The sequence below is a fragment of the Peribacillus sedimenti genome, from assembly GCF_046237635.1.
GTDB classification, from domain to species: Bacteria; Bacillota; Bacilli; order Bacillales; family DSM-1321; genus Peribacillus; species Peribacillus sedimenti.
Window position 1 is genome coordinate 3,513,731 of record NZ_CP143547.1, and the last position, 20,587, is coordinate 3,534,317.

Sequence of the window (20,587 nt, forward strand, 5' to 3'; positions counted from 1 at the left end):
GTTACTTTTCCTCCCCTTGAATACGCGTCAATGCTTGATTCATGATTCGTTGCTGTTCCTTCTTATGAACTAAAGGATCCCCCTCAGCCGGGCTCGATCTGCGTTTTCTTCCAATGTAGGAAACCGATATGCCATTAGGAGCCGCAGCATTGATCCTTGGTTCAATAAATGTCCACGCACCCATGTTTTTCGGCTCTTCCTGTACCCAAATGATTTCTTTCAAATTAGGATAGAATGTAAGCAGTTTTTGGATTCCCAGGAATGGGAATGGATACAGTTCTTCAATGCTGACGATTTTAACCCAGTCAAGATTGTCTTCAGCAGCTGCTTTTTCCCTGAGCTCCACAGCTATTTTACCAGTACAGAAAACAACCCGTTCCACTGTTTCCCTGTCTCCTCCAACGGTTTCAATGAACGGCTGGAATTCTCCCTGCACAAACTCCGATGCCTCGGAAGCCATGGTCTGGTTTCTGAGCATGCTCTTTGGTGTCATTAGAACAAGCGGGCGTACTTCATCCATTTCAAGAATCTTTGCCTGTCTTCTTAAAATATGGAAATATTGTGCCGCAGAACTTAGGTTTGCAACTGTCCAGTTGTTTTCAGCAGCAAGTGATAAATATCTTTCCAGGCGAGCACTGGAGTGTTCCGGTCCCTGACCTTCGTAGCCATGAGGCAGAAGCATTACAAGCCCGGATTTTTGTCCCCATTTTGCACGGCCAGCCGCAATGAACTGATCAAAAATAACCTGTGCTGTATTTGCGAAATCACCGAATTGGCCTTCCCAAAGAACCAATGTTTCAGGAGCAAATACGTTATATCCATATTCAAATGCCAGCACCGCAGTTTCAGTCAGCGGACTGTTATGAACTGCAAACGACGCCTTTACAGAATCCAAAGTATGAAGAGGTGAATACTTCTTACCTGTTTCGCTATCATGGAGCACAATGTTCCTTTGAGCGAAAGTTCCCCTCTCTGAGTCCTGCCCTGTCAGCCTGATTGGTGTTCCATCACTCAGAATTGTGGCAAATGCCAATGTTTCTGCATGGGCCCAATCAATCTTTCCATTATCGCCGAAAGAGTCTAGACGGCGGGAAAGTATACGGCCAAGCTTCTTATTCACCTTAAAGCCTTCAGGCCATTTAACAAGCTTTTCATTTATACTGGAAAGCTCTTCTGCCGGGACAAATGTTTCGACTCTTGGCAATCCGTGTTCCACCGTTTCAGGAGGATTCAGCTCGGAAGGTTCTTCCGGCTTGTTTCCGGAAACTCTGTCATAAGCATTTGACAGCCGGCTCTCTACTTGGGTTTCAATGGAAGCGATTTCTTCTTTCGTAATTTCTCCTGCAGAAATAAGTTTTTCAGCGTACATTTCTTTTACGGTAGGATGCTTGTGAATCAACGCGTACATTTGTGGCTGCGTTACCAGCGGCTCGTCCATTTCGTTATGACCGAATCTCCTGTAGCCAATTAAATCAATCAAGAAATCCTTTTTATATTTCTTTCTATATAAATGTGCGAGAGAAACCGCGGCAAGACACGCTTCTACATCATCCGCATTTACATGCACGATTGGAATTTCAAAGCCTTTAGCCGGATCGCTCGCATATTTGGTTGAGCGCGAATCTTCACTCTCGGTTGTGAACCCTATCATATTATTTGCAATAATATGGATGGACCCTCCCGTTTGATATCCCCTTAAACGGCTTAAATTCAAAGTCTCAGGAACAATTCCCTCTCCTGGAAACGCTGCATCCCCGTGTATAAGGATCGCAAGAGACTTTTCGATATCCTGGCCAGGGTATCCAGCAGCTGTTCTGTCTTCCTGTGCTGCACGGGTATATCCCTCTACAATCGGAGCAACTACTTCAAGGTGACTCGGGTTATTCGCAAGGGTTAATCTGGCCGTTTGTGTATTTTCATTTTTAATTTGCTTATCAAGCCCTAAATGGTATTTAACGTCACCTGTCCAGCCGTAATTAATCCCTATTGAACCTTCAGATGGCACAAGATCCTTGTTCGGGGAATGCTGGAATTCAGAAAAAACGATTTCGTATGGCTTTCCAAGTACATGAGCCAGAACATTCAGACGTCCACGGTGCGCCATTGCTATATTGACATTGGACGTACCGCTTTGTACCGTTTCCGAAATAAGCTTATCCAGCATAGGAACCATAGCATCAAGGCCTTCTATGGAGAATCTTTTCTGTCCGACATAAGTACGGTGAAGGAATTTCTCAAAGCCTTCAACTTCGTTAAGGCGCTTTAACAACCATGCTTTTTTTTCCTTGGTAATCTTCGGGAAGATTTTGCCGGATTCAACCATATCATTCAGCCATTTCTTTTCCTCAAGGTCATTCACATGTGCGAATTCGAAAGCGATGGTTTTGGTATACAATTCCTTTAAGTATTTGATTGCTTCATAACCGTTTGTTACGCTGCCTGGAGCTTCGGAACAAATCAGGTCGGCGGGGATGGTTTTTAAATCGTCCGGCGTCAGACCATAGTTATCCAGATGGAGCAGCTCATTATCAAGAGGCACCTCATTTAACGGATAAATATTAGCCGCAAGATGCCCATATGTACGAATATTTTCAGCAAGCTTGACCGCAGAAATAATCTTCTTCATAGAAGGAACATTGCTTGGTACTTCTGCCAGCTGCTGTGCTGGAGCAGCCGTTTCCACGTAGCGAGAGACGCTATCCTCGGAAGGAGGACCATATGTTTCGAAAAAGTTTTTCAGCTCCGGATCGACTTCTTCCGGGTTTCTTTGGAATAAATCAAATTGTTCCATGACGTATCCAAGGTTTGGCCCACTGAAAGCTTTCCAAGGGTCAAATGCCTTAGCATCCTGGTTGGTCATTTTGTTAACCCCCAAATGTTCGTATATTTGATAGACGATTAATATATCGTTTTACCCACAGTATCTTTAATACCCCTATAAATTATATTCTAACTATTTTGGTTAAGCTATATAAAGATAGTTAATTTTTTAAAAGATTATTAAAATTCCAAGGATAAAACGGTTACAAATGTTATTTTATCATGTTTCCAATCAAATTTCCAAAGGTTAAAACTAAGAAAATAGCAGGAAATGATAGATTTTATCGGTATTTCTCGATAATTTGGTGAATACTGAAATATTTCCTTAATAATCGAAGGTTGAATAATAATTAACAGGCTAATTGTTCACATTTAGCCTGCGTAAGAATCGGTGAGGAACCAGCGGGATTGCTTAAAGTTACATCTTTTTATTATCCCAGAAAAGTTGTTTGCGCAAAAAAAGCACCTTGCTAAAAGTAAGCAGTTCATTTTTTGTGGAGAAACATTTTAAATGGCATATGATTTAGCGGGCCTTTTAACACACTAAGTCTCAGGACTGTTTTCCTTGATTTATCAACGTTTAATAAGATAAAACCAGTAAAATAGCATAGCAAATAGCACCCAAAATAGCATCATGGCAATGCATATTGTCATCGTGCGAATTAGGGTATTTTATTATGTTTCAAGAAAACTCAAGGATTTATAACGCTATGTGGTAAATTTTTATTATAGCTAAAGATTATGAAAATTCAGTTCTTCATCCAAGGGACAGATTAATGGGATATGGTCGCTTTATAAGGATGTAATAAAAATATGACTTACAAGGGGAAAAGCTATGAAACATCATACTTCAGAAGGATTATTTAGAATAGATTGCGATGAAATTTTTCTTCAAGAGTTTTCAGTTGAAGATGCAATTAATATATACAGAATATCAAATCAACCAGAAATATATAATTTCTTGCCTGACTGGAAATCAACCAAAGAACAAAGGGTAGATTGGGTCACCAATTACGAGATACCAGCAAATAAAATGTTTCTTGAAGCAGCGACCAAAAATACCAACATAGAAAGTCATTTTTTAAAACTAGGGGTATTTATTAAAGAAACGAATGAATTTATTGGGTGGTGTTGTACGGGTATTAAGGAAGAACTTCCAACACCCAATAGAGAAATTATGTATGCCATTTCAAATGAATATCAAAGGAAAGGTTACGCTACTAAAGCGTCTAGGGGTTTGAATGACTATTTGTTTACAAATACCAATGTAGAAAACCTTAACGCAGTTGCTTTAATTAACAATATCTCATCAAACAAAGTAATTGAGAAATGTGGGTTTACCTATCGAGGTCAACAAATAATAGAAAATGAACATTATAACCATTATATTTTGAGTAAGTCAGAGTGGAAGAAAAAACATTAAGTTGGTGTTTGGTGTTCCTTTATAGGGGGCTTTATTGAAATAAGAACAATACATCAATGACAAAAAGCTTGGTATATCCCAAGCTTTTTTTGGTGTGTTAATTGTATTGTTAGTTCGCTTGCTATTTACACTGCGAAAACGTTTGTCATTCGGGCTGCGATTTAAACTTTTCTCCACGTTATCTGAACTACTTGTGCTAAAAGGCAGCGCTTTTTCAGTTACATCGCCACTTGCTCTCCTGGTTTTCTATAGCCTGAGCGGGATATTATACTTTCTATTGCCGATACAGCCTCAGGAAGCGAGTCGGCATTGACATGGAAAAATTCCCCCTTATATGAATTTTCCATATGTGAATAACGCGGGTCATAGTATTCTTCAAAAAGAATTTTAATGAAAGTCTTATAGTCCTCAGACTCAATAGCTCTATATATGGCATCGAGTGTTTCAGGATTTTTAATCCTTTTTTCGATCTTATGGATGCTTTCCCAAATCTTGTCCTTAAACCATTCCTGGTCCCTATAAGGAGTGACATATTCATCAAACGTACGTTCAATCCTTTTCTCAATTGAGGCTGCCACACTAATGTGTATGCCCTCCTCTTTACGCTCCAACAGGAAATCCGGCTGTGTCGCACGTCCAACGCGCTTGCTCTCTGCCTCCATGATAAAATATTCACTATTTCTTATGGATAGTAGATCATCGAACAACAAGGCATCGAAGGTTTTCTGGTTTGATGGCTTTTCCTCGCCGAAGGAACCAAACACTGAACCTCTATGCTTTGCGTACGCCTCAAGGTCCAGCACCGGATAACCCTTTGCCTTCATTTCATTGAGAATCAATGTTTTTCCTACGCCAGTCATACCATGAAGGACAATTGCTTTCTTCGGCATGACTTTCTCTGTCAATTCAAGTATACGCTCACGATAGGCACGGTAGCCTCCCACAATGCGTGAAACAGACAGTCCGGAAAGGTCTGCGAACGCAGCTACCGACTGGCTTCTGTTTCCGCCGCGCCAGCAGTATATCACTGGTTCCCTCCCTGTTTCCTGGATGCTCCTGATTTCACCCAGGATGTCGGGTAGTTTTGGAGCTACAATTTCCATGGCCCTCCACTTTGCAGCTTCTTTGCCTTTTTGTTTATATAGGGTGCCTATTTCACTTCTTTCATCATTTGAAAAAAGGGGCACATTTCTTGCGTTGGGGATGGAGCCTTCTTCAAATTCCACGGGAGAGCGAACATCAACAGCCACTGCATCCTCATTTTCTATAAACTCATCAACTGAAAGTTCTTTCAATTATATTGCCTCCTTTTATCTCAAATTTATTATAGTCAAAAATTCCACGAAAACAAATTGAATTGTATAGGAAGGCAAAACTCTCACCGCCAGCGGAAACCCCCGTTGTTTTGGCTAATTGCTTCCTAAAGCCGGAGGTGTTACTTAGATTTTATACATAAACAAACCCTCCTGGGGGACCAGGAAGGCAAATTGATTCGGCGCTGTCTTGCCTAAACTGTTTTGATCCGTAAAAGGGCTCTGTTTTAATGAAGAAGGCCAAAACGGATCGCTATTTTGACGGAAGGAGGCACCCGGTACATGCCCTAAAAAATCGAGTCGCGGGAAACCGCCGCTCTTTTGGTTATGTGTTCACGTTGAAATATCTTGCCTCGGGGTGGGCAAATACGATGGCTGATACGGAGGCTTCCGGTTCCATCATATAGGCTTCCGTTAACGAAATGCCAATCACTTCGGGCTTTAATAGTTTAAATAATTTGGCTTGGTCTTCTAAGTTGGGGCAAGCAGGATAGCCGAAAGAATATCTTTGCCCGATATATTTAGCCGCAAACCGTTCTTTCATGGACATATCAACGCTGTCACCGATACCCCATGAATCCCTTATCATATGGTGGAGTCGTTCAGCAAATCCTTCGGCCGTTTCCAGCGCAAGCGCTTGTATGGCATGGCTCTTCAAAAAATCTCCTTTTGCCTTCCATTCATCAGCGCGTTGACGTATACCTTTTCCCGCTGTAACCACAAAGAATCCCACAAAATCCATTTCCCCCGAAGAAACAGATTTCAAGTAATCCGCAAGGCAAAGCCGGGGCTCCTCCGGCTGACGAGGAAACTCAAATACCTCAAGAACCTCAGAATGATCTTTTGGATTATATATAATCACCTTGTTTCCTTCTCCCTGAGCCGGGAAAAACTGATAGATGGCATTTAAGGAATACTCGGCATTATGTTTCAAATCGTTTTCCAATTCTAGTATCAGTTCATTCAGGCCAATTGCTCTTTCATCACCGCTCTTTATCAATTCGTCCACCTTTCCTTTTAAGCCTAAATGGTGTCCGATAAGCATTTGTTTGTTCACATAAGGAGTAACTGCTGCCAGCGGATAATTCCGGAGCACATGTTTTTCAAAGTCAGCAGGCAGCTGGACTGGATGGTCAGCAAGCTCCTTCCGAACTTTTGATTTCGGCAACGGCCTCTCTATCGTTGCGGCAACTGCAGCATTTGCACCAGCCAGTTTTCGTTTTTCACTAAGTTCCATCAAATGGCTATCCCGCTTTGCCTTGTCATGGAGAATGTTTGCAGCCGAAAGGCCATCCATTGCATCCTTGGAATATAGCACAGGGCCACCATATTCAGGAGCAATCTTGAAATCAGTGAACTTCCTGGATAACGCCGCCCCTCCAACCAATATCGGGATGTCGATTCCCGCTTGTTTCAAATCCTGGGCGGTCAGCACCATCTGCTGTGCTGACTTAACCAGCAGCCCCGATAAACCGATTACAGTGGGGTTATGCTTCCTGACGGCTTCAATGATTTGTGCAGAAGCGACTTTTATTCCAAGGTCCACTACCTCATAACCATTATTGGATAATATGATATCAACCAGATTTTTTCCAATATCATGTACATCGCCCTTTACTGTTGCCAATAGCACCTTTCCCTTTTTTACACTTTCCGTTGTATTCGCCATCAAGGGTTCGAGATACGACACTGCAGCCTTCATGGCTTCTGCACTTTGGAGCACCTCGGCTACAATCAGCTGATTATCATTAAACAATCTCCCGACTTCACTCATGCCATTCATTAGAGGTCCATTAATAATATCCAGCGGTGCATCCCCTCGGCGAAGTGCTTCCTCCAAGTCTGCTATTAATCCTTCTTTGGTACCTTCAATGATATATCCCGGGAGCCGCTCTTCGAGAGGAAGCTTGGCAATATTGTCACTCTTTTCCACCTTTTTATCCCGGTAATAATCGGTGAAAATTTGCAATGTCTCGTTCGAAGTATCAAAGAGCAGCGCTTCAGCAAGCCTTACCTCGTCCTCGGGAATCGACGCAAATCTCTCCAGTTTTTCCGTGTTTACTATTGCATAATCAAGGCCTCCCTTTGTACAGTGATAGAGAAACACTGCATTCAATATTTCCCGCCCCCTTGGCGGAAGGCCGAAGGAAACATTGGAAATACCAAGGATGGTCAGACAAGAAGGAAACTTTTCCTTAATTCTCCCGATTCCTTTCACGGTTTCAAGAGCCGAACCGATGTATTGTTCATCCCCGGTGCCCACCGGGAACACAAGCGGGTCAAATATGATATCATTCTCATTGACTTTATATTTATTTACAAGCAGGTCCACGGACCTTTCTGCAACTTTCAACTTCGTCTCGGCATTAACTGCCATGCCAGTCTCGTCTATCGTACCGACGACTACCGCAGCTCCATATTGATGGATGAGCGGGACAATTTTCTCAAAACGCTCCTCCCCCTCCTCCAGATTGATGGAATTAATGATAGCTTTTCCCTGTGAACGCTTGAGTGCCTCCTCAAGGACGATTTCATCAGTAGTATCAATTACCAAAGGCACTTTAACTTTTTTTACTACCTCCTGGACAAATTGTCTCATATCCTCCAGTTCATCCCCATCAGGGTCTGCCAGGCAAATGTCGATCACATGTGCCCCTTTTTTTACTTGTGCGCGGGCAATTTCTGAAGCCTCTTCATATTTCTTGTCACGTATCAGCTGCTTAAATTTCCTGGAGCCGATCACATTCGTGCGCTCCCCCACAAAAAGGGGACGCATGGATTCATCATAAAGCAATGGCTCAATGCCTGATACCGCATGTTCATGAATAGTTTCAGGAAGCACGCGGGGCTTAACCTGCTGCAGGACCTGCGCCAATTCTCTGATATGATCTGGTGTCGTGCCGCAGCAGCCACCAACGATGTTGACCCAGCCCTTTTCAGCAAATTGATGTATTTTTGCGGCGAGCGAAAACGGGGATTCATGATATTGCCCTTCTTCATCGGGCAGCCCTGCGTTAGGATAACAGCTAATGGCGGCAGAACTAAGAGCAGCAAGACTTCTGATATGTTCTGTCATAAACTCTGGCCCTGTCGCACAATTCAAACCAACTGCCAAGGGATTCATATGCTCGCAGGAAAGATAAAACGCTTCTATGGACTGCCCAGCTAATGTAGTACCCATCGGCTCGATGGTCCCCGAAATAATCAGCGGCAATTCCTTTGCTTTTTTTATGAAAGCATTTTTTATTCCGATAAAGGCCGCTTTAACGTTCAGCATATCCTGGGATGTTTCAATAAGGAGGATATCACATCCTCCGTCAATCAGGCCGTTCGCCTGTTCTTCATAACTTGCTGCCAATGCCTCGAATGTAGTGCCTCCTGTAACCGATAATGTTTTCGTGGTCGGGCCCATTGAGCCTGCAACGAACCTCGGCCAGTCAGAGGTCGAAAATTTTTCGCAGGCACGTTTTGCAAGCTGTGCCGATGCTTTATTAAGCTCGTACGCAACAGTGCTGAGATTATACTCGGCAAGTACCATGCTGGTAGCTCCGAAGCTATTGGTTTCAATAATATCTGCGCCTGCCTCCAGATACTGCTCGTGTATTGCCTGTATGGTTTCAGGCGAGGTGATTGATAAGTATTCATTGCAGCCTTCGTATTCCTCGCCTCCAAAATCGGCAGCTGAAAGAGCTGCTGACTGGATCATCGTTCCCATTGCCCCGTCAAGGATCAATATCCTCTTTCGCAATTGTTCATGAATTATTTTGCTACTCATATGCTGTTACCTCCAACTTGAGTTCACTGTCCTTTTTTCGGATATAACCGATTAGCTCGGCAGTCATTTCATACCGTAAGAAAGGAGTGATCAAATAGATGCCCTTGAATGTGTCCAATACTGCGTCCACCAGATTTTTCGCTATGGCGACTCCCTCACGCGCCGCCTTTACGGGATCACTCCCAGCAAGTGCCATCGCCCTCCGAATGTCTTCGGGTAGCTTGATTCCAGGCACCTCATTATGGATGAACTCTGCATTCCTTGTACTCGTCAGCGGCATGATGCCTATAAAAACAGGAGTATGCAGATGTTTCGTCGCTTCATATACTTCCGTAATCTGTTCAACCGAATATATCGGCTGCGTCAAAAAAGAATCCGCGCCGCAGCTAATTTTCTTTTCCATCCTCTGAACAGCTTTATGCAAATAACGTACATTCGGATTAAACGCTGCGGCTATGTTAAAATTAGTCCTCTGCCCCAGACTCTGCCCGGAATATGAGAGACCTGCATTAAATTGTTTAACAAGGCTTATTAAATCAAACGAGGATAGATCATAGACGGAGGTAGCCCCTGGAAAGTCTCCTATCTTGGAGGGGTCTCCTGTAACTATTAGAATTTCATGTAAACCGAGCGTTTGCAGGCCCATCAGGTGGGACTGCAGTCCAATCAAATTGCGGTCACGACAGGTAATATGGATCAAAGGATTGGTTCCCACCTGGTTCTTCAGCAGCGTTCCCAGCGCCACATTGCTGATGCGTGGAGAGGCCAGCGAATTATCCGCAAGCGTGATTGAATCGGCCCCTGATTCATGAAGGACCTTGGCACCAGCCATAAATGTCCCAATGCCCAGCTTTTTAGGGGGATCCAATTCCACTAAAATCGTCCTATTGCTCTTCGCTTTTTCGTACAATGGCTTCGGCAGCTTTTCCAGCCGGCTCCCTTCCATGACTTCAATCTTCCTGCCTTTGATCTTTTTTTCCTTAACAGGTGCAAGTTGCGACACAGCCTCCTTTACTGCCTTGATATGCATCGGTGTCGTCCCGCAGCAGCCGCCAATAATATGGGCCCCCTGTTTACGAAGGTTTAAGGCACTTGTTCCGAAATAATCGGGCAGTGCAGAGTATACCAGCCTTCCATCTACATAATCAGGCAGACTTGCATTGGGATATGCAGCTATCACAGCATGTTTCGGCAGTGCGACCTCCTCAAGGGACCTGATCATATGATGGGGACCTAACCGGCAATTGATGCCGACAACATCTGCCCCCAGCTGCTCCAGTCTCGTAAACGCCTCCTGTAAATGAATCCCGCTTTGCAAATATCCAATCTCATGCAAGGAAACATTCGCAATCAGGGGTAAGTGCGTCTCTTTGCGGGCAATTTGCAGGACTGTCTCCAGTTCTTCCAGGTCATAATAAGTTTCAAGCAGAATACCGTCCGGTCCTTCCATAAGCTGACTGTATAACTGCTCGCGAAAGCTTCTCTTAATCTCTTCCAAACTTAAATCTGATTTACGGATGCTTCTCAATGCTCCGATTGTCCCAAATACAAAAGTGGACCCATTGGATGCCTTTTTCGCAATTGCAATACCTTTTCTATTAATATTGCTCACTTCATCTTCAAGACCATAACGCTTTAATTTATAATAATTTGCACCATATGTATTTGACTGAAGGATATCAGCTCCTGATTCTTTATAGGCTGAATGGATAGTCAGAATCTTCCCAGGTTCCCTGCAATTCAATTCCTCGTAGCAGTGGTCGATACCGTTTGAATAAAGCAAAGTTCCCATGGCTCCATCGGCAACCAGTATCCTCTTCTTCACTTCCTGCCGAAAATCCATTATGCCCATCTCCTTACTGTTCAGTTTTCTGTTTCCAGGTAAAAAAAATAAAAAGCCTTCTGAGAAAGAAGGCTTAATTATTCCATTCTTCTCATCTATCAAGCATAGCTTGCTGGATTTAGCACCTTGGCTTCTGCCGGTTGCTGAGGCTTCACAGGGCCAGTCCCTCCACCTCTCTCGATAAGAGCATATAAAATTTTCAGATAATTCTTATATTTTATTTTATAATTTACATGAATCATAGATTTTTTTCAATAAGTTTTTAAAATTATTAAATGGACTAAAAAGGTTTTGGCAGGTATCACATGGTGAATCATAACTATAGACATTCTGCACCGCCAGGAGGGAATCCTTATGCTAGAAATCTTTGCAAAACAATTCTGGAAACCAGATGGTGTCCTGGGCAGATTAACAGGGAAAAAGTTGTTGCACACAAATAAAAAGGTTAATAGATGGACAATCGATCAGCTCGAAGTCAAACCAGGCGACAAGATCTTGGAAATTGGATACATTGGGAGCTTTGCCGCCAGCCAGTTGCTAAAAGAAAATAGCAGCATACAAATACATGGTATTGAACCTGCTCATACAGATGGGAAGATTGATGACAGACAGAACCAACAAACAATACCCGACTATAATTTCAGGATATATAAAGGGGATATTTTTTCTTTAGAGGTTGCCCTGAACCACTATGATAAAGTGATGTCTATAGATAACTACCTTTTTTGGCATCAAAAAAGAAAGAGTCTTGTCCGACTTCATCACTTAATGAAAGAAAAGGGGAAGATCGCAATAGCCGTGCACCCATCTGAAAAGGATGCCTCGAATAAAAAAATCTTTTCACACGCCCTTCAAATTGAACAGGATCTTTTTTACGCTGGATTTCGCGAAATAGCAGTGGCATTCAAAAAAATCAAAACAGAGATTACGGTTTGTGTCACAGGAGTCTGCACAAAGAAGCACTAGAATACTTCAGGTCATAAATTCGATAAGATTTCGCCCTGTTAACTCGTGAAATACGATTCCCTTTTATTCAAGAGCTTCTTTTGCCATTCAGCCGCAAGCTCTTTTATAGATAGGATCTTTTCGATGCCGGCAAGACCGCCTTTCCCATGCAAATATATTTGATTTCCATATAACACACTGACTTCTGCCTGGATACGTTCCGTCAAAATTATGTCATCCCCGATTCCTATTCTGCCGGGTTTTATTACCCTTGCAAAGTACCCAGTCAGGCCAGTTTCCATCACCTTTTTAAGAAAGTATGGTTCATAATTGAAATAGGATATTTTCGCACAGGGAACCCTTCCCTGTGTGATTTGAAGGAGACAATCGCCAATCTGATAAATGTCCCCGATGTATACGTTTTCCTCAGTCATCCCGCTTACAGTCACATTTTCGCCAAACGCCGGCAAACGCAGTTTCCGGCCCCATTCAGCTTTCCATTTTTCATAATGTTCATAAGGATAAAAACATACTGCCCGATCAGAGCCTCCATGATGCTTGGTGTCTGCCACAGAATCACCCATTATGCTATCCTCCATAACCATGATTTCTTCTTTTGGAGATTTATCAATCGCACTCTGATATTCTATGCCTAAAAACCGTTCTTCCTTGGCAGCTCCTATATTTAAGGATACAATTCGGCCGATTGCGTTCATACGTCTGCCTCCTATAATGAAATTGTCTGAGTTCAGGCCGCAGGGATCGACCAGATTTCGTTCCTTTATATCGTACCTGTTTACACACATCCTGTTTTTGGCAATTATACTAAAAATGAAAAGAATCGAAAACAATAAACTTTATCAGCATTTTGGAAATAACGAATTCCCATCAAAACTGCAAGCTCAGGCAATGATGACATATAAATCATCTTATGGTATGCTAATGCTAGCAAACAAATAGAATGTATTAAGCCCGCAACTGTGGCAGCAATTGCGGGCTTGCGATAGTCGTTCCCAGCTAAGGGGCCGGCCTGCAATGCTGTAATAGACCTCTTCGCACTAACAGGCATTGGAGGTCTATTTTTTATTTTGGAACGACAAAATGGCAATGACTAAAGTTGCAAACGAAAACATAGCCATCAGGCTCTCAAAAATCGTCATAGGCATCACCCCCTGAAGACGGCAGCCGACCGACCGAAGCGGGCTACCGCATCCCCATTATATCACAAAACGACACATATAAAGAACGTACGTTCTATTTTTGTGGAAAAAATTACTTTTGCCCTACTTTTGTCTCAAATATTTCATTCCGGTTTCTGGAACTGCAGCATGAAATGTGAATTGGGGCAACATAACCATCTATAAAGGAGTATTGGATCGACCTTCCGTTTATGCAGCATAAACGATATGATACAATATCTAACGTAAGCAAAGCTCCCGAATTAAGATGATTGGTGCCAATCCTCAAACAACGGGATTTGAATTTGAAAATTAAGGTAGGTAAGTGCCATGCTTTCGGAATTTAAAAAATTCATTAAGCGGGGAAATGTGCTGGACCTTGCAGTCGGGGTAGTCATCGGCGCAGCATTCAGTAAAATCGTCGATTCATTGGTCAATGATATTTTAATGCCTCCCATTGGCCTTCTGGTGGGAAAGGTAGACTTCAGCGAACTGTATCTCAATCTGTCCGGAAAAGAGTTCGATACCCTTGCAGAAGCAAAAAAAGCCGGTGCCGCGACAATAAACTATGGTTCATTTATTAATAATGCAATTAATTTCCTGATCGTGTCCTTTGCCATTTTTATCTTGGTAAAGCAAGTCAACCGCTTTTATCGAAAGGAGCAGCCGACAGCACCGACCACAAAAAAATGCGGTGACTGCCTCTCTGACATTCCTGCAGAAGCGCGCCGCTGTCCAAATTGTACCAGCTATCTGTCTGACACATTACCATCCGGTAATCCACAGTAACAGATCTATTTACAGGATGTTGAAAGTGAGCAATAGGGGCAAAGGTATGTAATCGAGCTTTAATATACTTTCCAAGCCCTTACGATTATCTTGCTGTACATAGCGCAGAAACAGAAAGCAAAATATGTGCGTGGCGGTTTGAATCAGGAAAAATAAAGGCCTTTCTCCGAATGGAGCAAGGCCTTTATTTTTCATATTTCTAGTTCATACAGTTCCGACAGGGTTTTTGGCATTATAAAATTCGGTATCAAGTTCACGCAAAAATCTTTCCTTCTGGCTTTCTTCCCACTCGAATGCCTTATTCATGTAGTTCACAACCCCATCTTTCCATTGTTCGGCATTCTTTATATCAAACAGGATTGCCCCTGTTCTTCTGAGCAAAAAGTCCACCGGGGTTGCGGCATTTTCTTGTTCTATGGAATATACGAGCATGGAAAAGACATGTATAGGCAGCTTTGATTCCGAAACTTGGTCCTTGCGGTCTTTGATTATTTCGAAGATTTTTGAAACATTTGCACCGTACATATGGGCCAGGCTCTCGGCGACAGCTGGTTCTAAGCCAAGCTTTGTTCCAATATCTTTCTGGGCTCTTACGAACGCCTCCAGATTGTCTGAACCGCCTATTTCGCCACCGGAAATAGGGAGGTGTTTTGTTTGGCAGCTATCAAATTTAATGGAATACTCATCCTCAAATTGCCCGGCCACTTTGTCCAAAACCGTTTCAGCCATTTTCCTGTATCCCGTCAACTTTCCTCCCGCAATGGTGATGAGGCCTGATTCTGATACCCATATTTCGTCCTTTCTGGAAATTTCCGAAGGGTCCTTTCCCTCTTCCAGAATGAGCGGCCGTACACCTGCCCAGCTAGACTCAATATCCTCTTCGGTTAGGTTAACTGCCGGGAACATATAATTAGCCGCTTCAAGAATGTAGGTCCGGTCCGCGTCTGTTATCTTCGGGGAAAGAGGGTCATCGCCATAGAATGTATCTGTAGTCCCTACATATACCTTTTCTCCTCTGGGAATCGCAAAAATCATCCGGCCATCCGGCGTATCAAAATAGACAGCTTGCTTGAGCGGGAATCTTGATTGGTCGATCACAACATGGACTCCTTTTGTAAGCTGGAGTTGCTTTCCCTTCTTAGAATGATCCTTCTCTCTTAAAGTATCTACCCATGGTCCGGATGCATTGATGATTTTCTTCGCTTTTATTGTGAACCTTTCGTTCGTTAAACGGTCTTCCACTACTGCTCCTGCAATCTTGCCGCCCTCATATACAAATTCAACTACCTTTGCATAATTCATCAGATTAGCGCCCATTTCAAAAGCTTTTTTTGCAACTTCAATGGTAAGGCGAGCATCATCCGTACGATACTCAACATAGTGGCCACCGCCTTTTAATCCCTCTCTTTTTATGAGCGGCTCCCTCTCGATGGTTTCCTCTACGGAGAGCATTCCCCGCCATTCGTTTCTTTTGACTCCAGCGAGCAGATCATATACACGCAACCCTAAAGACGTTGATAATTTCCCGAATGTTCCTCCTTCATGAAATGGCAGCAGCATCCGTACTGGTGTCGTAACATGGGGACCGTTTTCGTAAACAATCGTCCTTTCACGGCCGACTTCTGCTACCATGGCAACCTCAAACTGCTTCAAATAGCGCAGGCCGCCATGCACCAGCTTGGTGGAGCGGCTTGAAGTTCCTGCCGCAAAATCCTGCATTTCCACCAACGCTGTCTTCATTCCCCTGGTTGCAGCGTCAAGGGCAATCCCTGTCCCCGTAATGCCTCCCCCAATTATTAATAAATCAAATGAATCATTCTCTAATTTGCTACGCAAGTCCGGACGCGATAAATATGAAAATTTCATAAATCATTTCCTCCTTAATAGGTAGATTTACATATATTTCTATACCCATTTCTATAAACGGCATTCTGAATGCGCAAAAAGACCACAAGCACACATATGCCAACAGCAACGTGTCCTTGTGGTCTCTCCAAATCTCCAACCATTTATTAACTTAATTTAATTATACTACTTACTATGATTTTTTCAAACGAAATGCTTAAATATTTCACAATAAAATATTGAACGGAAACCTGACAGGCTGGGCCCCATCAGGCTTCCTTTTTTCTGACAGCAGGCTTTCGCCTGGTGGCCTTCCTTACCGCTTTCTTTTCCCCCGCCTCTGCGGCCTTTCCATCAGGTTTGGTCTTGTCTATAGACGCCTGCAAAGCGGCCATCAAGTCTGTTACATTTGTCGCGGCAGGCTCTCTTTCTTTAGCTGATACAACATCTTCCCCAGTCTTTTTCGCTTCTATTAGTTCCATAAGAGCCGATCGATAATCGTCACGGTATTTGCCTGGCTCAAATGTGGTTGTCAGCTGTTCAATCAGCAGCATGGCTGTTTCTACCTCTCTGGCTGTTACGTTTTCTTCCGCCGGCACATTTGGCACATCCGCAGCCGGACGAACTTCATCCGGATAATGTATCGTTTCCATCAGCAGCGTGTTTTCGACGACACGAATGACTGCCATTTGTTCTTTTGCTCGAATGATAATCTTTGCAAGCCCCACCTTATTTGATTCGTCGAGGGCTTTTCTCAATAATGAATATGCCTTTACTCCTCCTTCATTAGGAGACATATAATAGCTTCGGTCAAAATAGATGGGATCGATTTCCTCGATTTTGACAAAATCAATAATTTCCACTGCCTTATCTTGATTATCTTTTCTTAAGTTTTCCAGGTCTTCTTCATCGAGCACGACAAACTTTCCCTTGGTATATTCATATGCCCGGACAATTTCTTCTTTCTCGACCGTTTTTTCACATACGGGGCACACCTTTTCATATCTTATTGGAGAATGGCACTCCTTATGGAGACTTCTTAAAGATATATCCTTATTTTCCGTAGCAGCATGCAGCTTGATGGGTATATTTACAAGGCCGAAGCTGATGCTTCCTTTCCAAATTGTATGCATACAATCACCTCATTTTTATTGTGGCACCAGAGCGAAAAATAACACGAAAAAATTATGGAAATGTAATTTTTTTCTCATTGGAATGCGAACAATATATGAAAAACAAAAAGGTGAAAATCAGATGAAGCCAATGCTCCCTATATATAATGATTCTGCTCCACAAGGCAGCCAATGGGTTTATGAACCTAAATATGATGGATTTCGTGCGATTCTTACAATAAATGAAAACAATATTGAAATGGCGAGCCGCAATGGAAGTGAGCTTATCACTATTTTTCCTGAAATTAAGGATTATTTAGAATCCATAAAAGAAGATTTGAAACCGTATTTACCCCTTGGATTAGACGGGGAATTAGTATGGCTCGAAAATCCCTACAAATCAAATTTTCAGCATGTACAATGGCGGGGAAGGCTTAGAACCGGAAAGACCATTTCAGAACAGGCTGTCTTATCGCCAGCTTGCTTTATGGCATTTGATTTGTTGTTATGTAAGGGTGCCGATTACACAAAAAAACCATATAAAGACAGGAGGGAAGCCTTACAGAAGCTGTTCCGTTCATTATCTATACCTTTGGAGCCTTCTCCAGTAAATTCAGCAAGGCTACAGTGCGTACCTGCAAGCAGTGATTACTCCAAAATGGCCCATGATATCGTTCTTTTTGATGGAGAAGGGATCGTTGCAAAATCGGTTAATAGTATATGGGAACAAGGAAGCAGAACTCCTCAATGGCAAAAGATCAAGAATTGGCATACCGTCCACTGCTTTATTACGGCATTGAATAAAGAAAATGGATACCTTTCACTTGGCGTTTTCGAAAATGGAAGTGTGGTTTCAATAGGTCAGGTTAAAAATGGCATTAATGCCCACATCCGGAATGCATTGACCGAGATTATAAAACAAAACGCCGTATCTGAGGATGCCCAGTATCTATATATTCATCCCTCCATCTGCATCGCAGTCAACTTTCTTCATGTTTACGAAGAAAAAGAATTAAGGGAGCCACAGTTTAAAGAACTCCTAATGAATACAAGGGTGGATGAATGCACCTATATGCGTTTCCTGGAAAGCCAGTTTACCTTTCCGGAAAAAATTAAAATCACCTCTCCTGACAAGCCAATCTGGGAGCTGGATGGGAGTAGGATTACCAAAATTGAATATCTTCAGTACTTAAGACAGGTTTCATCAAGATTCTTGCTCTATTTAAAAGACCATACCCTGACCACAATCCGCTATCCCCATGGAACGTTTGAGAATGACCGATTCTATCAGAAGCAATGTCCGGATTATGCACCGTCCTTCGTTCAGACATTCCTCGAAGATGATATTAACTATATACTCTGCAATGATATGGAAACGTTAATATGGCTTGGAAACCAGCTGGCATTGGAATTTCATATCCCTTTTCAAAAAGCAGGGATAACTAAACCCGATGAAATTGTGCTGGATTTAGATCCTCCTTCTACAGATAAGTTCTATCTAGCTGTCAAGGCCGCGATTGAGATAAAAAAGATACTGGACTCCATTCAAATGACCGCTTTTCTCAAAACCTCCGGAAATCGCGGCCTACAGATCCATATCCCTCTGCCTTATGATATGTACAGCTATCATGAAACACGAATATTTACCGATTTTCTTGCTAATTACATTTTGAATAATAACAGCGAGGATTTTACAATCGAAAGAATGAAGAAAAATCGTGGAGGCCGCCTCTATCTTGATTTTGTTCAGCATAGTGAGGGAAAAACAATTATTGCTCCATATGCGGCACGCGGCAACAGCTTCGCTGGGATAGCTGCTCCTCTTTATTGGGATGAATTGGACCAAAACCTGGATATAAGAGATTTCAATGTCATTACGACTCCTCGGCGGTTGCTTCGTTTGGGCTGTCCTTTCCAGCAGTATGAAGCATCAAGAAACAGCCAGCCATTCCAGGAGGTAATTGATTTCCTGAAAAAAAAAGGAAAATAAAAAGATAATTGAAACTTTTTCCATCTCAATAAAGGGGACTGTTAGTTCATTACAGTCATTTTCACCGGGAAAGAAAAGGCTGGCCCTAGTCAGAAGGCCAGCCTCAGGCTCATGATTATAAATGGCGTTCCAGATAGGATTTTACTTGTACTTGGAACTCTTCGTACAGTTGGTTTTCCCTATCAAAAGGTTCTGATGTTAATAATGTATAATGATCAGGCTCTTCTGGATCGACCTCTACGGAAGCCTTATATACATAGGTCGCATTGCCGATCAAGTCAATGAAATATCGATCTCCATCGCTGTGTAATCTGTGAACGATACATCTTACTTTTCCGCCGTTATTATACACATCGATTGCTTTCTCTTCTTTATTCATGCCATATATGCATGTTACAAGGCTTGAAGCCGACATTGCCGTTCCGCAGGCATTGGTAAAGCCAACCCCCCGCTCAAAAGTACGCACATATATTTCATCCTGCCCCAAAGCTTTAACAAAGCTTACGTTTACTCCATCCGGAAATAAATCATTTGGGCTATTCACCTTACGTGATATCCTCTCCTGAATATCTGAATGAATATTTTCCGTTTCCACAATGGCGATCAAATGCGGATTCGGGACGGCCACGGCTGTAAACGCGAGGCTTCCTGACAACTCCGGAAGCTTTTCATTGACCAGGGTTTTCGCCGCAATATTTAAAGGCAGGTCGGCTACATCGAATGATACTGGAGAAATTTCCACTTTGAATGTAGGAATGCCTATATATATATCTTCAACGTGTTCCACTGAAAGGTCCACCTTCATTGTCTCTATCTTCATTTGTTCTTTTCCTGTAACCTCGTAAACATATCTAGCCACACAACGAAGGCCATTGCCACACATGGATGCCTCTGAACCATCTGCATTAAAGACCCTCATCCTTGCGTCACAGCTGTCACTTTTTAAAACGAACAATATTCCGTCCGCACCTAAAGCTCCATTTCTGTTGCATAAAGATTGGGCTAAATCCGCACGCTGCTGGTCAGAGAAGGAAATGTCCTTCGTAAGTTCGTCGATGATCAAGAAATCATTTCCTGAACCATGGCATTTCAATATTTCCAGATTCATTTCTTCACTTCCTCATTCAACTATGTATTTACAATTTTGGTTAAAGGGTATGTAATGCTATTATACTCCTCAATTTTTTATATGGAACAGGCAACTAAATACAATACTCCCATAATAGCACCACAAAAAAGGAAGTGCCATGATGAAAAAACGATCCACCTTTAAGAAATATACTTACTTGTTTCAATTTTTCATTGAAGGTGTCTCCCAAGTGAAAGGGGAGGATGGCGATTCTAAAATCGCTGCTGTAAAAGTGTCAGTGATGAGCACTGACAAAACCATTACATACTGGAACGGTATCATCCGGGTCAGACTTAATGAGTTTGGAATTTATCCGATTCCTGAAGATTTAAAAAATATAACAGGCCCCAACACAATGAAAAAAATGCTCTTGACGGAAATAAGGAGATATATTAAACCACAGAAGCCATTTTTGTAGTCCATCT

Annotated in this window: 14 protein-coding genes and 1 riboswitch; of the genes, 5 read left to right on the forward strand and 9 right to left on the reverse strand. The window is 42.5% G+C overall.

Annotation, left to right across the window (positions count from 1 at the left end; translation table 11 throughout):
- Position 1 precedes the first annotated feature (1 nt).
- The gene (gene sucA, locus V1500_RS17260) at positions 2 to 2,860 is read right to left on the reverse strand and encodes a 2-oxoglutarate dehydrogenase E1 component (RefSeq protein WP_409301133.1); all 2,859 of its coding nucleotides are present in this window, start codon (positions 2,858 to 2,860) and stop codon (positions 2 to 4) included.
- A gap of 795 nt (positions 2,861 to 3,655) precedes the next feature.
- Between sucA and V1500_RS17265 the strand changes: the two genes are divergently transcribed.
- The gene (locus V1500_RS17265; protein WP_409301135.1) at positions 3,656 to 4,243 is read left to right on the forward strand and encodes a GNAT family N-acetyltransferase; all 588 of its coding nucleotides are present in this window, start codon (positions 3,656 to 3,658) and stop codon (positions 4,241 to 4,243) included.
- A 218-nt stretch (positions 4,244 to 4,461) separates the two neighbouring features.
- Here the strand turns inward: V1500_RS17265 and mnmH are convergent, their stop codons facing one another.
- The 3 genes from mnmH to V1500_RS17280 all read right to left on the reverse strand — a co-directional run bounded on the left by mnmH (position 4,462) and on the right by V1500_RS17280 (position 11,183).
- On the reverse strand, positions 4,462 to 5,538 hold the full coding sequence (mnmH, locus tag V1500_RS17270; RefSeq protein WP_409301137.1) for a tRNA 2-selenouridine(34) synthase MnmH: 1,077 nt from the start codon (positions 5,536 to 5,538) through the stop codon (positions 4,462 to 4,464).
- A gap of 343 nt (positions 5,539 to 5,881) precedes the next feature.
- The gene (gene metH, locus V1500_RS17275; RefSeq protein WP_409301139.1) at positions 5,882 to 9,331 is read right to left on the reverse strand and encodes a methionine synthase; all 3,450 of its coding nucleotides are present in this window, start codon (positions 9,329 to 9,331) and stop codon (positions 5,882 to 5,884) included.
- Positions 9,324 to 11,183: a bifunctional homocysteine S-methyltransferase/methylenetetrahydrofolate reductase gene (locus V1500_RS17280; protein ID WP_409306023.1), complete on the reverse strand. Its 1,860-nt coding sequence runs from the start codon at positions 11,181 to 11,183 to the stop codon at positions 9,324 to 9,326. The genes metH and V1500_RS17280 overlap by 8 nt, the downstream gene beginning before the upstream one ends.
- A 79-nt stretch (positions 11,184 to 11,262) precedes the next feature.
- A riboswitch (SAM riboswitch) is annotated at positions 11,263 to 11,361 on the reverse strand.
- Between the two features lie 167 nt (positions 11,362 to 11,528).
- Between V1500_RS17280 and V1500_RS17285 the strand changes: the two genes are divergently transcribed.
- The gene (locus V1500_RS17285; protein ID WP_409301141.1) at positions 11,529 to 12,140 is read left to right on the forward strand and encodes a class I SAM-dependent methyltransferase; all 612 of its coding nucleotides are present in this window, start codon (positions 11,529 to 11,531) and stop codon (positions 12,138 to 12,140) included.
- Positions 12,141 to 12,178: 38 nt separating this feature from the next.
- On the opposite strand, the gene V1500_RS17290 is transcribed toward V1500_RS17285, so the two are convergent.
- The gene (locus V1500_RS17290; protein ID WP_409301143.1) at positions 12,179 to 12,835 is read right to left on the reverse strand and encodes an MOSC domain-containing protein; all 657 of its coding nucleotides are present in this window, start codon (positions 12,833 to 12,835) and stop codon (positions 12,179 to 12,181) included.
- A 360-nt stretch (positions 12,836 to 13,195) separates the two neighbouring features.
- Entirely contained in the window at positions 13,196 to 13,285 is a 90-nt protein-coding gene (locus V1500_RS17295) for a putative holin-like toxin (protein ID WP_409301145.1), read from the reverse strand.
- A 342-nt stretch (positions 13,286 to 13,627) separates the two neighbouring features.
- On the opposite strand from V1500_RS17295, the gene mscL reads away from it, so the two are divergent.
- Complete coding sequence (gene mscL, locus V1500_RS17300; protein ID WP_409301146.1) at positions 13,628 to 14,086, forward strand: large conductance mechanosensitive channel protein MscL; 459 nt, start codon at positions 13,628 to 13,630, stop codon at positions 14,084 to 14,086.
- A 204-nt stretch (positions 14,087 to 14,290) separates the two neighbouring features.
- Here the strand turns inward: mscL and V1500_RS17305 are convergent, their stop codons facing one another.
- Both V1500_RS17305 and V1500_RS17310 read right to left on the reverse strand, forming a co-directional pair.
- Positions 14,291 to 15,952, reverse strand: a complete 1,662-nt coding sequence (locus tag V1500_RS17305) for a glycerol-3-phosphate dehydrogenase/oxidase (protein ID WP_409301147.1) — start codon at positions 15,950 to 15,952, stop codon at positions 14,291 to 14,293.
- 248 nt (positions 15,953 to 16,200) lie between these two features.
- Positions 16,201 to 17,064, reverse strand: coding sequence for a Ku protein (locus V1500_RS17310; RefSeq protein ID WP_409301149.1), 864 nt, complete (start codon positions 17,062 to 17,064; stop codon positions 16,201 to 16,203).
- A 121-nt stretch (positions 17,065 to 17,185) separates the two neighbouring features.
- Here V1500_RS17310 and ligD point away from each other — a divergent pair, with 121 nt between their 5' ends.
- Entirely contained in the window at positions 17,186 to 19,033 is a 1,848-nt protein-coding gene (ligD, locus tag V1500_RS17315) for a DNA ligase D (protein ID WP_409301151.1), read from the forward strand.
- Between the two features lie 115 nt (positions 19,034 to 19,148).
- Here the strand turns inward: ligD and dapF are convergent, their stop codons facing one another.
- Positions 19,149 to 20,141: a diaminopimelate epimerase gene (gene dapF, locus V1500_RS17320; RefSeq protein WP_409301152.1), complete on the reverse strand. Its 993-nt coding sequence runs from the start codon at positions 20,139 to 20,141 to the stop codon at positions 19,149 to 19,151.
- Positions 20,142 to 20,280: 139 nt separating this feature from the next.
- On the opposite strand from dapF, the gene V1500_RS17325 reads away from it, so the two are divergent.
- Positions 20,281 to 20,580 (forward strand): hypothetical protein, encoded by a 300-nt coding sequence (locus V1500_RS17325; RefSeq protein ID WP_409301154.1) that lies wholly within the window; start codon positions 20,281 to 20,283, stop codon positions 20,578 to 20,580.
- The last annotated feature ends 7 nt before the right edge of the window (positions 20,581 to 20,587 follow it).